Source organism: Pseudomonas sp. LARHCG127 (genome assembly GCF_052871455.1).
This window is the reverse complement of record NZ_JBIXJT010000011.1, coordinates 240,078-254,452: the sequence shown is the minus strand read 5'-3', so window position 1 is coordinate 254,452 and position 14,375 is coordinate 240,078. Positions and strand designations below refer to the sequence as shown.

The following is a 14,375-nucleotide window of genomic DNA, read 5'->3' as shown; positions in this document are numbered from 1 at the left end:
GGCGACGACATCTACAACATCGGCATGGGGTACACACCGACCATCATCGAACAGGCCGGTGGCGGCGACGATGAAGTCCGCGTGTCGGTGATCAATCCCAGCGGCACCGTGCTGGCGGCCAACGTCGAACGCATGACCTACGTTGGCACAGGTGCATTTACCGGTTACGGCAACGACAGCGACAACATCATTACCGGCGGTTCGGGCAACGACACCTTGTTCGGCGGCGCGGGCGCGGATCAGTTCATTGGCGGTGCCGGCCATGACATCGCGGGTTATACCGACAGCAAGGAAGCGGTGAGCATCAACCTCAAGACGGGTGTGCATAGTGGGATCGCGGCAGGTGATACCTACACCGACATCGAGGCGGTCAGGGGATCGAACTTCAACGACATGTTCGTGGGTGATGGTAGCGGTATTGATTTCGACGGCGGTGCCGGAGTCGACACGGTCGATTACTCGGGCTCGACGGCCGGGGTAAACGTCAACGTCCGTCTCGGGACGGGCACCGCAGGAACGGGCGGGGATGCCGAAGGCACTATTTTAACGGCTATCGAAACGGTCATAGGCTCTGCCTACAATGACGTGCTCTCCGCTGGCCCGTACACCATCGTCACAGGGGTGCGGCTGGAAGGCGGGGCCGGCGACGACATCTACAACATCGGCATGGGGTACACACCGACCATCATCGAACAGGCCGGTGGCGGCGACGATGAAGTCCGCGTGTCGGTGATCAATCCCAGCGGCACGGTCCTGGCGGCCAACGTCGAGCGCCTGACCTACGTTGGCACAGGTGCATTCATCGGTTATGGCAACGACAGCGACAACATCATTACCGGCGGTTCGGGTAACGACACGCTGTACGGTGGCGCGGGCGCGGATCAGTTCATCGGCGGTGTTGGCTACGACGTAGCGGGTTATACCGACAGCAAGGAAGCGGTGACGATCAACCTCAAGACGGGTGTGTATTCCGGGATCGCGGCAGGTGATACCTACACTGACATCGAGGCGGTCAGGGGATCGAACTTCAACGACACGTTCGTGGGCAATGGTAGCGGTATCGATTTCGACGGCGGTGCCGGGGTCGACACGGTCGATTACTCGGGCTCGACGGCCGGGGTAAACGTCAACGTCCGCCTTGGGACGGGCACCGCAGGAACGGGCGGAGATGCCGAAGGCACTATTTTAACGGCTATCGAAACGGTCATAGGCTCTGCCTACAACGACGTGCTCTCCGCTGGCCCGTACACCATCGTCACAGGGGTGCGGCTGGAAGGCGGGGCTGGCGACGACATCTACAACATCGGCATGGGGTACACACCGACCATCATCGAACAGGCCGGTGGCGGCAACGATGAAGTCCGCGTGTCGGTGATCAATCCCAGCGGCACGGTCCTGGCGGCCAACGTCGAGCGCCTGACCTATGTTGGCACTGGCGCATTCATCGGTTATGGCAACGACAGCGACAACATCATTACCGGCGGTTCGGGTAACGACACGCTGTACGGTGGCGCGGGCGCGGATCAGTTCATTGGCGGTGCTGGCTCTGACATAGCGGGTTATCTCGACAGCAAAGAAGCCATGAGCATCAACCTCAAGACGGGTGTGCATAGTGGGATCGCGGCAGGTGATACCTACACCGGAATCGAGGTGGTCAGAGGGTCGAATTTTAACGACATATTCTATGGCGGTAGTTCGTCCATGATGCAGGATGGCGCGGGTGGCGTGGATCTAGTCACTTATGAACAGTCTGACAGCGCGGTGACGATCGACCTGACCAATGGCTCTAACACAGGGGAGACTGCTGGTCATACCTACGCCAACATTGAAATGTTCCAAGGCAGCAATTTTAACGACACGCTATCGGGCTCCGGTCTGAAGGACATCTTCATCGGTGGAGCCGGCGCCGATGTAATCGATGGTCGCGCAGGCCTCGACAGTGCTTTTTATATTACAAGCACAACAGGCGTCTCGATCAACTTGCAGACTCAAATCAATCAAGGTGGCGATGCCGAAGGTGATGTATTGCTCAACATCGAACATGTGTTGGGCAGTCACTTCAACGATGTCTTGGTTGGAAACACAGGTGTCAATTATCTGGAGGGCGGATGGGGCAACGACGTCATCGACGGCGGGGACGGCAATGATTACCTCTACGGTGGGCTGACTTCGTCGATAGGGCCTTTCAAAGTCGCTAGCTCGGCGAATGGGCTGCAGGCAGACATCCTGTATGGCGGCAACGGTAACGACACCATCGTCACGGCTGCCAGCGACGAGGGTACTCAAGCCTACGGTGAGGCCGGAGGTGACGTTATCACTGTGGCACATGGCACGGCTGATGGTGGGGAAGGCAACGACTTGTTGACCGGTACTGGCGTGAACTTTTCACTGTCGGGAGGTCTGGGGGATGACAGGCTGATATTGCAGAACGACGGTTTTGCCAACGGTGGTGAGGGTGACGATACCTACACCGTCAATACTCCAACGTTAGTGACGATTCAGGACGACGGCATCAGCAGCGGCGACACATTGGTTCTGTCATACATCAGCAGTTCTGAACTGTTGGCTGATCGCATCGGCGATGACCTTTATCTGCACCGATCAAGCTTTGATCCAGGACAGGCACCGGAAGAAGGTGTGCGCCTCAAGGATTGGTATGCAGGTTACGACACCATCGAACAGATCCAGACGGCTGATATGCAGCTCATCACTCTGTCGGGCGCTAACCAGTCTGCCAGTGATCTGTTTTCCTAAACAGCAGATAGCGTTCTTGCCGAGCAATGAACGACACAAGTAGACGCCTCAAGATACAAAAAGCCCCGCTGCGAAAACGCCGGGGCTTTTTGTTTTTCCGTCAGGTGGGAATCGTGCCGGCTCCCAATCTCAAAGGGACTGTCTATCTATTGTTTCTCGGCTTCTTTTCTAACTCCAACTTCCGGTCTAGGCGTAATGACTTTCACAACGTCATCGATCACAGAAAGGTCTAGTAAGCGCACCCCCTACGCAGTTTTCGGATTTTGCCTACAAATCTCCCCTGGGGCCATGCCATACGTGGCGAGGGAGCTCATTTTTCTTAGGGTTATTTCCGGGATTGGCTCTACCTAAAAACAAGGGCCAACAAACCGATCAGTTGACCGAAAAGCAGTTGATTCTCTGTCGTACACAGGTCTCTGATCTTGCCTACAAACTAAGAGGCAGCCGCCCGCTATCCACAACTGCTCAGATAGGAAATAGTACTCCACGAACGAACATACGATTGGCAGTGAGCGGTTGACGTCCGATGGATTTTGCCGGCTTCGCGGTAAGCGACGCTTAGGACGATGGCTTAAACCCTGGAAGAATGATCGATGCTTCAGAATGACCGCGATAATTTAGAGCTCGATAAACTTTTGATCGAAACCCGAAAGTTGTTGGCTGAGACTCGCAAGCTTACGGCAGAAGAAACGAAGCTGAAGAGCGAAGCCTTCTGGTACCCATACGCAGTAGGGGCAGGGGTAGCAACCGCCATTGTCGCTGTTGCGGGTTTTGGGATTAAAATCTGAGCGCTGGTTCGCCACAATGAGCCAATACTCTCCCTGCATTACGGGCACTTGAGCTCTGCAAGCACGCGGCTCACATTGTTCGAAAGGGTTCACAGACTCAGCAAGGCCCGCAGCCTCAGAGGGGAAAGAAACATGCCTACACCTCGTAGTTATCGAGCAAGCATCGAACAATTGCATCAAGAAGTAGAGGCGTTAGCTGAGGAGATGAGACGCCCGGCGCCGACCACAGTCCGCGTTACGTTGTTGCCATTCAGCATCGGTGTTACGTTCGCCCTGACTCTGTTTGCCGTTGTCGCTTTTGTCGCAAAACATGTTTGATTGTCTGTCGCTCAGATACTTTTCGGAATAGCCTATTCGATTGGGTCGGCACGCTTGCCGCCCTGGATCCTCGGCGCGACCGTCGGGAACGCAAACCCCACAAAACACCAGACCAAAAAAAACCGGCCACCAAGAGCCGGTTTTTTTAATCCCCCGTCAAAAACACACAACGCAGGACCAGAATTCGATTGGAGCGGGTGAAGGGAATCGAACCCTCGTTATCAGCTTGGGAAGCTGGAGTAATGCCATTATACGACACCCGCTCAGAGCGGCTGACTTTGTACCAGATGTGGGCACGGATTTGAAGTATTTCTTCACACAGCGTGCGACCAGTCGTCTACGCGAGCCTCAAACCAGAGCGGTCGTTGGCGGGCAAGCCCCTGTGTTGAAAGGGCGGGAAGGGGCTTGCTCGCCAGGACTCGGTTTCAGATGGCCAGTGCATGGTAACCCTGCACGTAGCTGTAGCGCGGTCGGCTTTCGTGGGGTTCAGGTGTGAGGAAACTCATCAGGGCGTTGCGGCTGTCGCGGCAGGCGGCTTTGTGTTCCATGTCCAGGAAGTGCCCGGTGGCTTGCAGCGTGCTGAAGGTGCTGTGCTCGACGTGGTTGGCGAACAGCCTGGCGTCGTCGGCCGAGGTGTATTCATCCCATTCGCCGTTCAGGAACAGCACCGGCACGTTGATTTTCTTGGCCGCGTTGACATAGCACTGTTGGTCGCTGTGGAGCACATCGGTGATGTGGAAGTGCATCTGCCCGTATTCGTGCTCGGCCAGGCTGCTGACATGGCGATAGTTGAAGCGCTTGAACAGCGGCGGCAGATGCTTGCCGATGGTGCTGTTGACCAAGTGACCGACACGGTCTCCGTCCAGGCTGCCCAGGTAGTCCACACCACGCTCCAGATAGTCGCGCATCGGCGCATTGAGCACTGGCGAGAACGAGCTGATCACTGCTTTTTCGATGCGCCGTGGCCGTTGGGCCAGGGCGCTCAGCGTGGCGGCGCCGCCCCAGGAAAACGACAGCACGTGCTCGGCGGCGAAGTGGTCGATCAGTTCCAGGAGGATCTGCCCTTCGATCTCCTTCGTCAGCATTTTCTCGTGCCGATTGTGGGCCTTGGACCTGCCCGCGTAGGGCTGGTCGTACAGCACGACGTTGAATTGCGGGTAGAGGTTTTTGGCGGTCTGTGCAAACGACGCGGTGGTGGCCATTGAGCCGTTGACCAGGATGATGGTCTTTTGTGCGGCGTCTGCGCGATAGAACTCCGTGTAAACCCGATACTGACCCTGTATATCCAGCACAGCGATTTCTGGCCTCATGTCATAAGACTCCTGGCAAGCGGGTATGCGCGCAATAAGATTGCACGGGCAATGTGACAGGTAGGCATACGCCTGGAAGATAAGGCCCATGTCGATCCATGAAAGCCGGTCGACGGGTATTGTTATGGCGGGCAGTTTGCCGGACGAATAACGCGGAACCTGAGGGTTCCCGCCGGCAAAAAGTTTCTTAGAGGTATGAGGTGACCCGTCGGTCACATTTCGGCCGACGGTTTGATTCAAGCAGGGGGGCGACCGTTGCGCAAGTCCCTATCGGAAAATTGTTCGACACTTCTGCCCAGCGGTCGTGGGGTCAGATGAGCTGGACTTCTTCAGGGCGCAAGGCCCGGTATTGACCCGGCGCTAAATGAGCGTCCAACACCAGCGGGCCCATGCGCTCGCGGTGCAGGCGCAGCACCTTGTTGTTGAAGTGGCCGAACATGCGTTTGACCTGGTGGTAACGTCCTTCCACGATGCTCAAGCGCGCCGACTTTTCCCCCAGCAGTGTCAGTTCTGCCGGCTGGGTGGTGAGGTCTTCGAAGGCGAAGTACATGCCTCGGGCGAAGGTGTCGGTGTATTCGGTGGTGATGGTTTGCTCGGTTTCGACGTAGTAGACCTTGGGCAGTTTGGTCTGCGGTTGGGTCAGGCGTCGGGACCAGGTTCCATCATTGGTGATCAGCATCAGCCCGGTGGTGTTGAAATCCAGGCGCCCGGCGATATGCAGATCGCCCTTGTCCGGTTCGTCCAGCCAGTCGAGCACGGTAGGGTGTTGCGGATCGCGCGTGGCGCTGACACAGCCGGGCGGCTTGTGCAGCATGAAGTAGCGCGCCGGTCGGCCGGCTTGCAGCACGTCGTCGTCGACTTCGACGCGACTGAACTCACGTACCGGGGCATGGGGATCGCTGACGGTCTGGCCGTCGATTCGCACTCGGCGTTCCACCAGCAACAGGCGCACTTGTTGGCGATTGAATCGCGGCAGATTGCTGAGGAAACGGTCGACGCGCATGGGCAGTTCAGGCAGGGCAGCGGAGGGCGGGCATCTTACGCGATTGGCCGGGGCTTGGCGCGCAACTGGATGTCGACCTGCGCGCAATGCGGGCACAAGCAGGACTGATCCCGCAGCTCGGTCGGCAATGCTTCGAGCACGGCCGGGTCGATGCTCACGCTGTAGCACCAGCAGGGCCGGTCGGCGGTTCGAGGGTCGGCCAGGGTGCAGTCGTTGGCGCCGCCGCAGGCCGGGCAAAGGTCGGGTTTATTCATAGCTGGAGTGAGGCATTTCCACACAGGTTCGGTTGCACCCGGTTTGCCGGGCGCGTTGCAGCGCATGATCGGTCCGCGACAGCAGGCTGTGCAAGGTGTCTTCGTCTTGTAGGGTGGTGAGGCCGAGGCTGACGGTAACCCGCAGTTGCTTTCCACTGCAGAAATAGCGCTGCTTTTCGATGTGCTGACGAATTTTCTCTGCGATTTTCAGACCGGTCTGACCATCGGTGTCCTTGAGCAGGACGACGAAGGCGTCGGCGCTCCAACGACACACAATGTCCGAATGCCGCAGGCTCTCCGTCAGGTTGCGGGCGAAGCCGGTGAGCAGTTGATCGGTGGCGATATGACCGTGGGTGGTGTCCAGCTGCTTGAAGTCGTCCAGCTCCACCAGCAGCGCCGTCAAGGGTTTGGGTTCGCGCTGGGCTTCGTGCAGGGCTTGCACGGCCAGCAGGTCGAAGCCACGGCGGTTCGGCAATTCGGTCAGGCTGTCGAGGGTGGCCTGGGCGTCGATGCGCTGTTGGTAATTGTTGATAAGCCGATAAAGGATGGCCAGGACCGTCAGCGTCACGAGCACGCCGATCAGTAGATTCACGAACAACGTCTTTAGGATGTGTTCCCGTAGCGGGGCATGGGCGGCGTAATAGCCCAGCAACGTAATGATCAGGAAACCAGAACCGAGCAGCGCCACCACGGCCAGGAGCGGCTTGCGCTGGGAATATAACGGCGAACGGAGCGACATGGCGATTCCCTTGGCGCAGACCCAATGAAATCAGTTTAGTGGCCTTGTGGGAAAAGACAGTCGGATTTGCCACGTTTGTGGGGGCATTCAAAATAGTGGCCGAAACTGGGCAAAGCGCTACATGTTTCAACTTATTGCACAAACGCACCAGATTCCAATTCTGCTGTCTGAGTAGGTGTCAGTCACACAACGTTGACTGCCGCCCATCAGCGTCGCTGATGTGGCCCATTCGCGGTCCAGGAGGCCGCCATGTATCGACGACTGCTGCTCATTGCGTTTCTTGGCCTGACTCTTTCGGCATGCGTGCCCTACTACGACGGAGACTCGAGCTACTACCGTTCCGAGGTCTACACCTCACCGGCGCCGGTCTATTACAGCGGTGGCGGGAGTTACTATTCGGCACCGCGCGGCTATTACGCTCCGCGATACTACCAACCGGCGCCGCGCTATTACTCGGCACCGCGCTACTACCAACATGGTCCACGCCATTACTCGCCACCGCGAGCGGCGTACCGGCCTTATCCACACCGGGGCGGCTGGGACGGTCGCGATCGGGGTGGCTGGAACGACGACCGTCGTGGCCGTGGCGGACGTGACCGTGGACATGATCATCGGGGACGGGGTCATGATGGACGGGGCAATCATCGGTAATGGACTGGCAGCAAAAAGCGGCGCATGAAGCGCCGCTTTTTTGTGCCTGCGATAACCTCGACGGAATACCACTTGTGGGAGCGAGCTTGCTCCGGGCGGCGATCCGACGATGGCGTCAGGTCAGCCAGCATTCATCTGCCTGCCATACCTCCATCGCGAGCAAGCTCGCTCCCACAGGGGTCTCCTTCTGGCTTGCTTATTCGTTAGATAAGTCCGCCAACGGATGCCTGCCCTCCCACACCTTGTGAAAGTGCGCCTCGACCGCCGCTTCGGGCACGTGGTTGATGTCCGGCCAGTGCCAGCGCGGTTTGTGGTCCTTGTCGATCAGACGCGCCCGCACGCCTTCGCTGAACTCCGGATGGCGGCAGCAGTTGAGGCTCAAGGTGTATTCCATCCGGAACACACCGGCCAAGGACAAGTGCCGGGCCCGGGCAATTTGCTCCCAGACCAGGTGAGCGGTCAACGGTGAGCCTTCGCTCATGGTCTTGGCGGCCCGGGCGATCAGCGGATCAGGGTGGTCTACCAACAGGCTGAGGGCTTTCCAGGCGCAGCGTACATCACTGACATCCAGCCACTCGTCGATTTTCGGCCGCCGCGGCAGCCATTGGGCTTCGGGCAGTTGGGTGATGGCTTCCTGCTGCAAGGCCTTGAGCAAGCTGTTGAGCTGCATCTCGGTCTGCTCCTGCCAGTTGAGTTGCAGCAGGCCCTCGATCAGATCGTCCTGTTGTTCGTCCAGTAGAAAGCGGTCGGCCAGGCCCAGGTCGATGGCGTCCCGGGCGTTCATGTGGGCGCCGGTCAGGCCGAGAAACAGCCCGAGCTTGCCGGGCAGGCGCGACAAGAACCAACTGGCGCCGACATCCGGGTACAGGCCAATGCTGATCTCCGGCATCGCCAAGCGACTGCTGGGCGTGACGATGCGGGTACTGGCGCCTTGCAGCAACCCCATGCCGCCGCCCAGTACATAACCGTGACCCCAGCACAGTAGGGGTTTGGGGTAGGTGTGCAGGTTGAAGTCCAAGCGGTATTCCGCTGCGAAGAATTGCGCCGCCAGCGGCGGGACTTCGCCGGGATGCGCGCGGCAGGCCTCCACCAGGCTGCGCACTTCGCCGCCGGCGCAGAAGGCCCTGGCGCCGTTGCCACGCAACAGCACACACACGACCTGCGGCTCTCGGGCCCAGGCATCGAGGCGATCACGCAAAGCGTTGATCATGGGCAGGGACAGGGCGTTCAGGGATTTTTCGGCATCCAGCGTGGCGATGCCGATACGGGCACCGTCGATGCCGGTGAGTTCTTCGAAGTGCAGATTCATCGTGACCTCGATCAGAAATTTGAATGTTCAGTATGACCGCTGCGTGGGAAAGTGCCGGTTCTGCGTCAGATCAATTGACAAGCCCTGTAGGCTTTCCTAGGGTGCGCCCATTGTTTTTACCGGATGCAACCATGACTGCTGACGACCGTATCAAACTCGAACCGAGCTGGAAGCAGGCCTTGCGTGCCGAGTTCGACAAGCCCTACATGGCGGAGTTGCGCGAGTTTTTGCGCAGTGAATACGCCGCCGGCAAGGAAATTTATCCACCGGCACCGTTGATTTTCAATGCCCTCAATTCCACGCCGCTGGACAAGGTCAAGGTGGTGATTCTCGGCCAGGATCCGTACCACGGTCCAGGCCAGGCCCATGGCTTGTGCTTCTCGGTGCAGCCGGGTGTGCCGACGCCGCCGTCGCTGGTGAATATCTACAAGGAATTGAAGCGCGATTTGAACATCGACATTCCGAATCACGGTTACCTGCAAAGCTGGGCCGACCAGGGCGTGTTGCTGCTCAACACGACCCTGACCGTGGAGCGCGCCAATGCCAACGCCCACGCCAAGAAAGGTTGGCAACACTTTACCGACCGGGTCATCGAAGTGGTCAGCGAACACCAGCCGAACCTGGTGTTCCTGCTGTGGGGCGCCCATGCCCAGGGCAAGCAGAAGTTGATCGATGCGACCAAGCACTTGGTGCTGACCTCGGTCCACCCGTCACCGCTGTCGGCCCACCGAGGCTTCATCGGCTGCGGCCATTTCAGCCGGACCAACAAGTTTCTCCAGCAGCATGGCGAGCAGCCGATCGAGTGGCGGTTGCCGCCGGTTTAAACGGTTGGCAATAAAGACCCCATCGCGAGCTTGCTCGCGATGAAGGCCACTCGGTCTACAAGTCCGAACCCGACCTGCTCGTCCAGTACCTGAACAACGGCTCCGCCAGGAACAGCACGAACAACAACCGCATCACCTGCAACGCCGTCACCAATGGCACCGACAGTTGCAGCGTCTCCGCCGTCAGGCTCATTTCCGCGATGCCGCCGGGCATCATGCCCAACGTCAACGAACGCAGATCCAGGTGGGTCAAGGTGCTCAAGCCAAGGGCTGCCAGTGTGGCGATCAGCATCGTCAACACCGTGCCAACCAACGTGCGACCCATGAATGACGGTGCCCGACGAAAGAATTGTCGGTTGAAATGACAACCCAACCCGCTGCCGATCAGCCACTGGCCAAGCTGGCTGGCGCCGTCGGGCAGGCCAATGTGCAGGTCCCAACCGACACTCACCGCCGCGCTCACCAGCAACGGCCCGAACAACCAGGGATTGGGCTGGCGCAAGCGCTCCCAGACCCAGGCGAGCAGGGCGCCCGCCGGGAACAGGATCGCCAGCCACAGCCAGTCCACCGTGGTGGCGTGTTGCATCGGCGTACCTTCACCCAACAAGTACTTGAAGGCCGCCGGCACACACAACACCACCACCAGCACCCGCAGGCTCTGGCCCGCTGCAACGCGGCTGAGGTCCGCGCCGTTGCGGGCGCCGAGGTTGACCATTTCGCCGGAACCGCCCGGCATGCTCGAAAAAAACGCGGTGGCACGGTCCTCGCCGGTGCGACGCATCAGCCAGACACTCACCACGCTGGACACGCTGGTGATCAGCGCGCCGAAGAAGATCAGGCCGAAGTGGCTCAGGACTTGCTCCATCACCACCGGCGTAAAGTGCAGGCCGATACCGATGCCCACCACCCATTGGCCGCATTTGCGGCCGCCGGGGATTTCCATCAACTGCCATGGCGTGAGACAGCGCACCAGGATGATCGCCAGCAACGAGCCGACCATCCAAGGCAAGGGCCAGCCGATCAGGCTGGCCAGGTAACCGCCGGCCAGACCGACCAGCGGTGTTCCCCACCATTGTCTGAAGGTTGTTGCCTCAGACATTGGCCAGGGCACGACGCTGGGCACTGCGACGACGCCAGATGCGCAGCAGCGGCAGGAACAACATGATCGCCGTCAGGATCCAGCAACCGAAGGTGATCGGGCTCGACCAGAGGATCTCCAGCGCACCGTTGGAGATCGACAGCGCACGGCGCAGGTTCTGCTCCATCAGCCCGCCGAGGATGAAGCCCAGCAAGACCGGCGACAGTGGGAAATCCAACTTGCGCAGGATGTAGCCGAAGATGCCGATGCCGATCATCAGGAACAGGTCGAACGTGGTGGCATGCACCGCATAGACGCCGATCCCGGTGATGATCGCGATGACCGGTACCAGCGCCCAGTTTGGCACGGCCAGGATGCGGGTGAAGATGCGGATCATCGGGATGTTGAGGATCACCAGCATGATGTTGGCGACGAACAACGAGGCGATCAGGCCCCAGACGATGTCCGGCTGTTGCTGGAACAGCAGGGGACCGGGGGTGATGTTGTACAGCGACAGCGCGCCGATCATCACCGCCGTGGTGCCCGAGCCGGGAACGCCGAGGGTCAGCATGGGCACCAGCGCACCGCAGGCTGCGCCGCCGATGGCAGTTTCCGGCGCCGCGAGGCCACGCTTGTCGCCCTGGCCGAACGTGCCACTGGCGCCGGCCATGCGTTTTTCAGTCATATAGGCCACGGCACTGGCCAGGGTCGCGCCCGCGCCAGGCAATACGCCCATGATGAAACCCAGCACGCCGCAGCGGATGTTCACCCAGAACACCGAGGCGGCTTCCTTGAAGTTGAACATCATCCGCCCGGTGGCTTCCACCGCTTCCTGGCCGCGATGGGTTTTCTCCAGCAGCAACAGAATCTCGCTGATGGAGAACAGGCCCAGCACTAGCACGACGAATTGGATGCCGTCGGTCAAATGGATGTTGTCACCCGTAAAACGGTAGACGCCGCTGTTGGCATCGATCCCGACACTGGAGAGGAACAGGCCGATCAGCGCCGCGATGAAGGTCTTGAGCGGTCGATCGCCGGCCATGCCGCCGAGGCAGACAATGGCGAACACCATCAGGACGAAGTATTCCGCCGGCCCGAACGCAATCGCCCATTTGGCCAGCAGCGGTGCAAACAACACCATGCCGCAGGTGGCGATGAACGCGCCGATGAACGAGCTCCATGCCGACAGCGACAACGCCACCCCGGCCAGGCCTTGGCGGGCCATCGGGTAGCCGTCCAGGGTGGTCATCACGGTGGAGGCTTCACCGGGGATGTTGAGCAGGATCGAGCTGATGCGCCCGCCGTATTCGCACCCCAGGTACACCGCCGCCAGCAGGATCAGCGCCGATTCCGGCGGCAGCCCCAGGGCGAAGGCAATCGGGATCAGCAGCGCCACGCCGTTGATCGGTCCCAGGCCTGGTAGCAAGCCGACCACGGTGCCGATCAGGGTACCGCTCAGTGCTGTGACGAGGTTGTAGGGGGTCAGTGCAACGCCAAAACCCTGGCCGAGATAATTCAGGGTATCCATATCAATTCTCCAGGACGTCGAGCAGGCCCAGGGGCAGCGGCACGTCCATCAGCTTGTCGAACAACAGATAAAGACCGATGGCCATCAGGCTGATGATCACCACGCTCGGTACCCAGCGACCGCCATACAGGCGCGCCATCGGCACACCGACCAAGATGCTGGCGACGATGAAGCCCAGGGGTTCGAAGGTCCCGGCGAAAACCAGCAGCAGCGCGACGCAGATGCCGATCTTCTGCAGGGTTTCACGGTCCAGTTGCGGGTCGTCCTCGCTGTGTATGACGGGCGTAGGGCGAAACAGCATGTACAGCAGCGCCAGGCCCATCAGTCCCAGGATCAATAATGGAAAGGCGCGCGGGCCGACCGGTTCGTAGGAAAAGGCGGCCTGATACGGCCAGGCCATCAGCGCCAGGCCGAGACAGGCCAGCAGCAGCACTGCGGCAAAAATACGTTGGATGGTGAGCATGACTAACTCCTGGGCGGCGCCGGTTGTGCCGGCGCCGCCGCGAGAACAGGGAGGATTACTGGATCAGGCCGAACTCTTTGGCCAGCGTCTTGTAATCAGCCACTTGCTTCTTCACATAGGTGTCCAGTTCCGGGCCGGTCATGGCGAACGGGAACAGCTCGCGCTGGTCGCGCAGCTTGGCGAACTCTTCGGAGGCCAGCAGTTTGTCGAAGGCGTCTTTCCACCAGGCGTAGTCTTCATCGCTGACCTTCGGCCCGAGGTAGAAGCCGCGGACCACAGGCCAGACGATGTCGTAGCCTTGTTCCTTGGCGGTCGGAATGTCTTTCATTTCCGGCTCGTCGATGCGTTTCTCGGCAAACACCGCGAGCAGGCGCATGTCACCGCTCTGGATGTGCGGCATGGAGTCGGAAATATCCGTACTGCCTACCTGGATGTGCCCGCCAAGCAGTGCGGTGGCGATTTCGCCGCCGCCTTCGAGGGCCACGTAGCGCAGGTCGCGAGGGTTGATGCCGGCGGCCTTGGCGATGAGGGCGGTCTGCATCCAGTCCTGGCTACCCACGGTGCCGCCGGAGCCGATCACCACCGAGCCCGGATCTTTCTTCAGGGCCTGTACCAGATCGTCGAGGGTCTTGTAGGGCGAGTCGCTTTTCACGGCGATGGCGCCATAGCTGGTACCCACGGCGGCCAGCCAGCGCACGGCACTTTCATCGAAACGACCGAACTTGCCTTGGGCCAGGTTCAGCAGTGAGCCGCTGGACCAGGCCACCAGCGTACCGGCGTCGGCCGGGCGCTGGGCGACCACCGCGTTGTAGGCCACCGCGCCGACACCGCCGGGCATGTAGGTGACGCGCATCGGTTTGGTCAGCAGCTTCTGGTTGACCAGCGCGCTTTGCGCCAGCTTGCACGTCAGGTCGAAACCGCCACCGGGGGAGGCCGGGGCGATACATTCCGGGCGCTTCGGTTCTTTGGATGGATCAGCGGCGAGCAATTGCCCGGCGAACATCAGGCATCCGGCTGCCAGGGCTACTTTACGCAGTGATAGGCTCATTGTTGTCTCCACAGGAGTTGTTGTTGTGTGTTGTAGATGGGGCATTGCAAGCTTGAAGCTGTAGCGCAACTGCGCAGCGTTTCAACGACGCGGCAGGTCACGTTGCGCGCATGCACCTTGTCGTCGATGCAAATCGGCGCAGGCGTCGGCACAGGCAAGGGTAGTCTGGTTGGAGCGCAAAAGAGGGGCGGGTGTGAAGGCCTGGAGGTGCATGGACCGCATGATGAATACTCCGCTTATTGTTTTTATTCGGCGAAAACGCTTCGAGGCGTTTTTCGTTCGCGATCTGTTTCGCGACCGGCAGTCGT

The 14,375-nt window shown here is 59.9% G+C and carries 12 protein-coding genes, 1 tRNA gene and 1 pseudogene; 4 read left to right on the top strand and 10 right to left on the bottom strand.

Annotated elements, in window-relative coordinates; all coding sequences use genetic code 11:
- Both ACIPQ1_RS19995 and ACIPQ1_RS19990 read left to right on the top strand, forming a co-directional pair.
- Nucleotides 1-2,754 (top strand): beta strand repeat-containing protein (locus ACIPQ1_RS19995; RefSeq protein WP_446534669.1); only part of this gene is annotated, 2,754 nt, incomplete at its 5' end.
- A gap of 593 nt (nucleotides 2,755-3,347) precedes the next feature.
- Complete coding sequence (locus ACIPQ1_RS19990) at nucleotides 3,348-3,542, top strand: hypothetical protein (RefSeq protein WP_446534668.1); 195 nt, start codon at nucleotides 3,348-3,350, stop codon at nucleotides 3,540-3,542.
- A gap of 507 nt (nucleotides 3,543-4,049) precedes the next feature.
- Here ACIPQ1_RS19990 and ACIPQ1_RS19985 read toward each other — a convergent pair.
- From ACIPQ1_RS19985 to ACIPQ1_RS19965, 5 genes and pseudogenes are all read right to left on the bottom strand, one after another.
- Nucleotides 4,050-4,123: transfer RNA gene (locus tag ACIPQ1_RS19985), tRNA-Gly, on the bottom strand.
- 162 nt (nucleotides 4,124-4,285) lie between these two features.
- The gene (locus ACIPQ1_RS19980; RefSeq protein WP_446534667.1) at nucleotides 4,286-5,170 is read right to left on the bottom strand and encodes an alpha/beta fold hydrolase; all 885 of its coding nucleotides are present in this window, start codon (nucleotides 5,168-5,170) and stop codon (nucleotides 4,286-4,288) included.
- A 310-nt stretch (nucleotides 5,171-5,480) separates the two neighbouring features.
- Nucleotides 5,481-6,173: a pseudouridine synthase gene (locus ACIPQ1_RS19975; RefSeq protein WP_446534666.1), complete on the bottom strand. Its 693-nt coding sequence runs from the start codon at nucleotides 6,171-6,173 to the stop codon at nucleotides 5,481-5,483.
- Nucleotides 6,174-6,208: 35 nt separating this feature from the next.
- Complete coding sequence (locus ACIPQ1_RS19970; RefSeq protein WP_250962731.1) at nucleotides 6,209-6,427, bottom strand: cysteine-rich CWC family protein; 219 nt, start codon at nucleotides 6,425-6,427, stop codon at nucleotides 6,209-6,211.
- Nucleotides 6,420-7,025: pseudogene (locus tag ACIPQ1_RS19965) on the bottom strand (GGDEF domain-containing protein); the annotation flags it as partial. The pseudogene ACIPQ1_RS19965 and the gene ACIPQ1_RS19970, both read right to left, overlap by 8 nt.
- A gap of 390 nt (nucleotides 7,026-7,415) precedes the next feature.
- Between ACIPQ1_RS19965 and ACIPQ1_RS19960 the strand changes: the two are divergent.
- Nucleotides 7,416-7,817: a hypothetical protein gene (locus ACIPQ1_RS19960; RefSeq protein WP_207965312.1), complete on the top strand. Its 402-nt coding sequence runs from the start codon at nucleotides 7,416-7,418 to the stop codon at nucleotides 7,815-7,817.
- A gap of 196 nt (nucleotides 7,818-8,013) precedes the next feature.
- On the opposite strand, the gene ACIPQ1_RS19955 is transcribed toward ACIPQ1_RS19960, so the two are convergent.
- Complete coding sequence (locus ACIPQ1_RS19955) at nucleotides 8,014-9,126, bottom strand: enoyl-CoA hydratase/isomerase family protein (RefSeq protein WP_446534665.1); 1,113 nt, start codon at nucleotides 9,124-9,126, stop codon at nucleotides 8,014-8,016.
- Between the two features lie 131 nt (nucleotides 9,127-9,257).
- On the opposite strand from ACIPQ1_RS19955, the gene ung reads away from it, so the two are divergent.
- Nucleotides 9,258-9,950 (top strand): uracil-DNA glycosylase, encoded by a 693-nt coding sequence (gene ung / locus ACIPQ1_RS19950; RefSeq protein WP_250962733.1) that lies wholly within the window; start codon nucleotides 9,258-9,260, stop codon nucleotides 9,948-9,950.
- A 55-nt stretch (nucleotides 9,951-10,005) separates the two neighbouring features.
- Here the strand turns inward: ung and ACIPQ1_RS19945 are convergent, their stop codons facing one another.
- Genes ACIPQ1_RS19945 through ACIPQ1_RS19930 form a run of 4 tightly spaced genes read right to left on the bottom strand, consistent with a single transcriptional unit; the run spans nucleotide 10,006 to nucleotide 14,067 of the window.
- Entirely contained in the window at nucleotides 10,006-11,049 is a 1,044-nt protein-coding gene (locus tag ACIPQ1_RS19945; protein WP_186704539.1) for an AbrB family transcriptional regulator, read from the bottom strand.
- Nucleotides 11,042-12,556, bottom strand: a complete 1,515-nt coding sequence (locus ACIPQ1_RS19940; RefSeq protein WP_411386732.1) for a tripartite tricarboxylate transporter permease — start codon at nucleotides 12,554-12,556, stop codon at nucleotides 11,042-11,044. Before ACIPQ1_RS19940 ends, ACIPQ1_RS19945 begins: the two co-directional genes overlap by 8 nt.
- A gap of 1 nt (nucleotide 12,557) precedes the next feature.
- A complete protein-coding gene (locus ACIPQ1_RS19935; RefSeq protein WP_411386733.1) occupies nucleotides 12,558-13,019 on the bottom strand; it encodes a tripartite tricarboxylate transporter TctB family protein in 462 nt (153 codons plus the stop codon).
- Nucleotides 13,020-13,074: 55 nt separating this feature from the next.
- Nucleotides 13,075-14,067, bottom strand: a complete 993-nt coding sequence (locus tag ACIPQ1_RS19930; RefSeq protein WP_411386734.1) for a Bug family tripartite tricarboxylate transporter substrate binding protein — start codon at nucleotides 14,065-14,067, stop codon at nucleotides 13,075-13,077.
- Nucleotides 14,068-14,375 lie beyond the last annotated feature (308 nt).

Bases quoted from the DNA above. Each gene is read 5' to 3' on its own strand.
- ACIPQ1_RS19990 (WP_446534668.1), top strand. From the start codon at position 3,348: ATGCTTCAGAATGACCGCGATAATTTAGAGCTCGATAAACTTTTGATC.
- ACIPQ1_RS19980 (WP_446534667.1), bottom strand. From the start codon at position 5,170: ATGAGGCCAGAAATCGCTGTGCTGGATATACAGGGTCAGTATCGGGTT.
- ACIPQ1_RS19975 (WP_446534666.1), bottom strand. From the start codon at position 6,173: ATGCGCGTCGACCGTTTCCTCAGCAATCTGCCGCGATTCAATCGCCAA.
- ACIPQ1_RS19970 (WP_250962731.1), bottom strand. From the start codon at position 6,427: ATGAATAAACCCGACCTTTGCCCGGCCTGCGGCGGCGCCAACGACTGC.
- ACIPQ1_RS19960 (WP_207965312.1), top strand. From the start codon at position 7,416: ATGTATCGACGACTGCTGCTCATTGCGTTTCTTGGCCTGACTCTTTCG.
- ACIPQ1_RS19955 (WP_446534665.1), bottom strand. From the start codon at position 9,126: ATGAATCTGCACTTCGAAGAACTCACCGGCATCGACGGTGCCCGTATC.
- ung (WP_250962733.1), top strand. From the start codon at position 9,258: ATGACTGCTGACGACCGTATCAAACTCGAACCGAGCTGGAAGCAGGCC.
- ACIPQ1_RS19945 (WP_186704539.1), bottom strand. From the start codon at position 11,049: ATGTCTGAGGCAACAACCTTCAGACAATGGTGGGGAACACCGCTGGTC.
- ACIPQ1_RS19940 (WP_411386732.1), bottom strand. From the start codon at position 12,556: ATGGATACCCTGAATTATCTCGGCCAGGGTTTTGGCGTTGCACTGACC.
- ACIPQ1_RS19935 (WP_411386733.1), bottom strand. From the start codon at position 13,019: ATGCTCACCATCCAACGTATTTTTGCCGCAGTGCTGCTGCTGGCCTGT.
- ACIPQ1_RS19930 (WP_411386734.1), bottom strand. From the start codon at position 14,067: ATGAGCCTATCACTGCGTAAAGTAGCCCTGGCAGCCGGATGCCTGATG.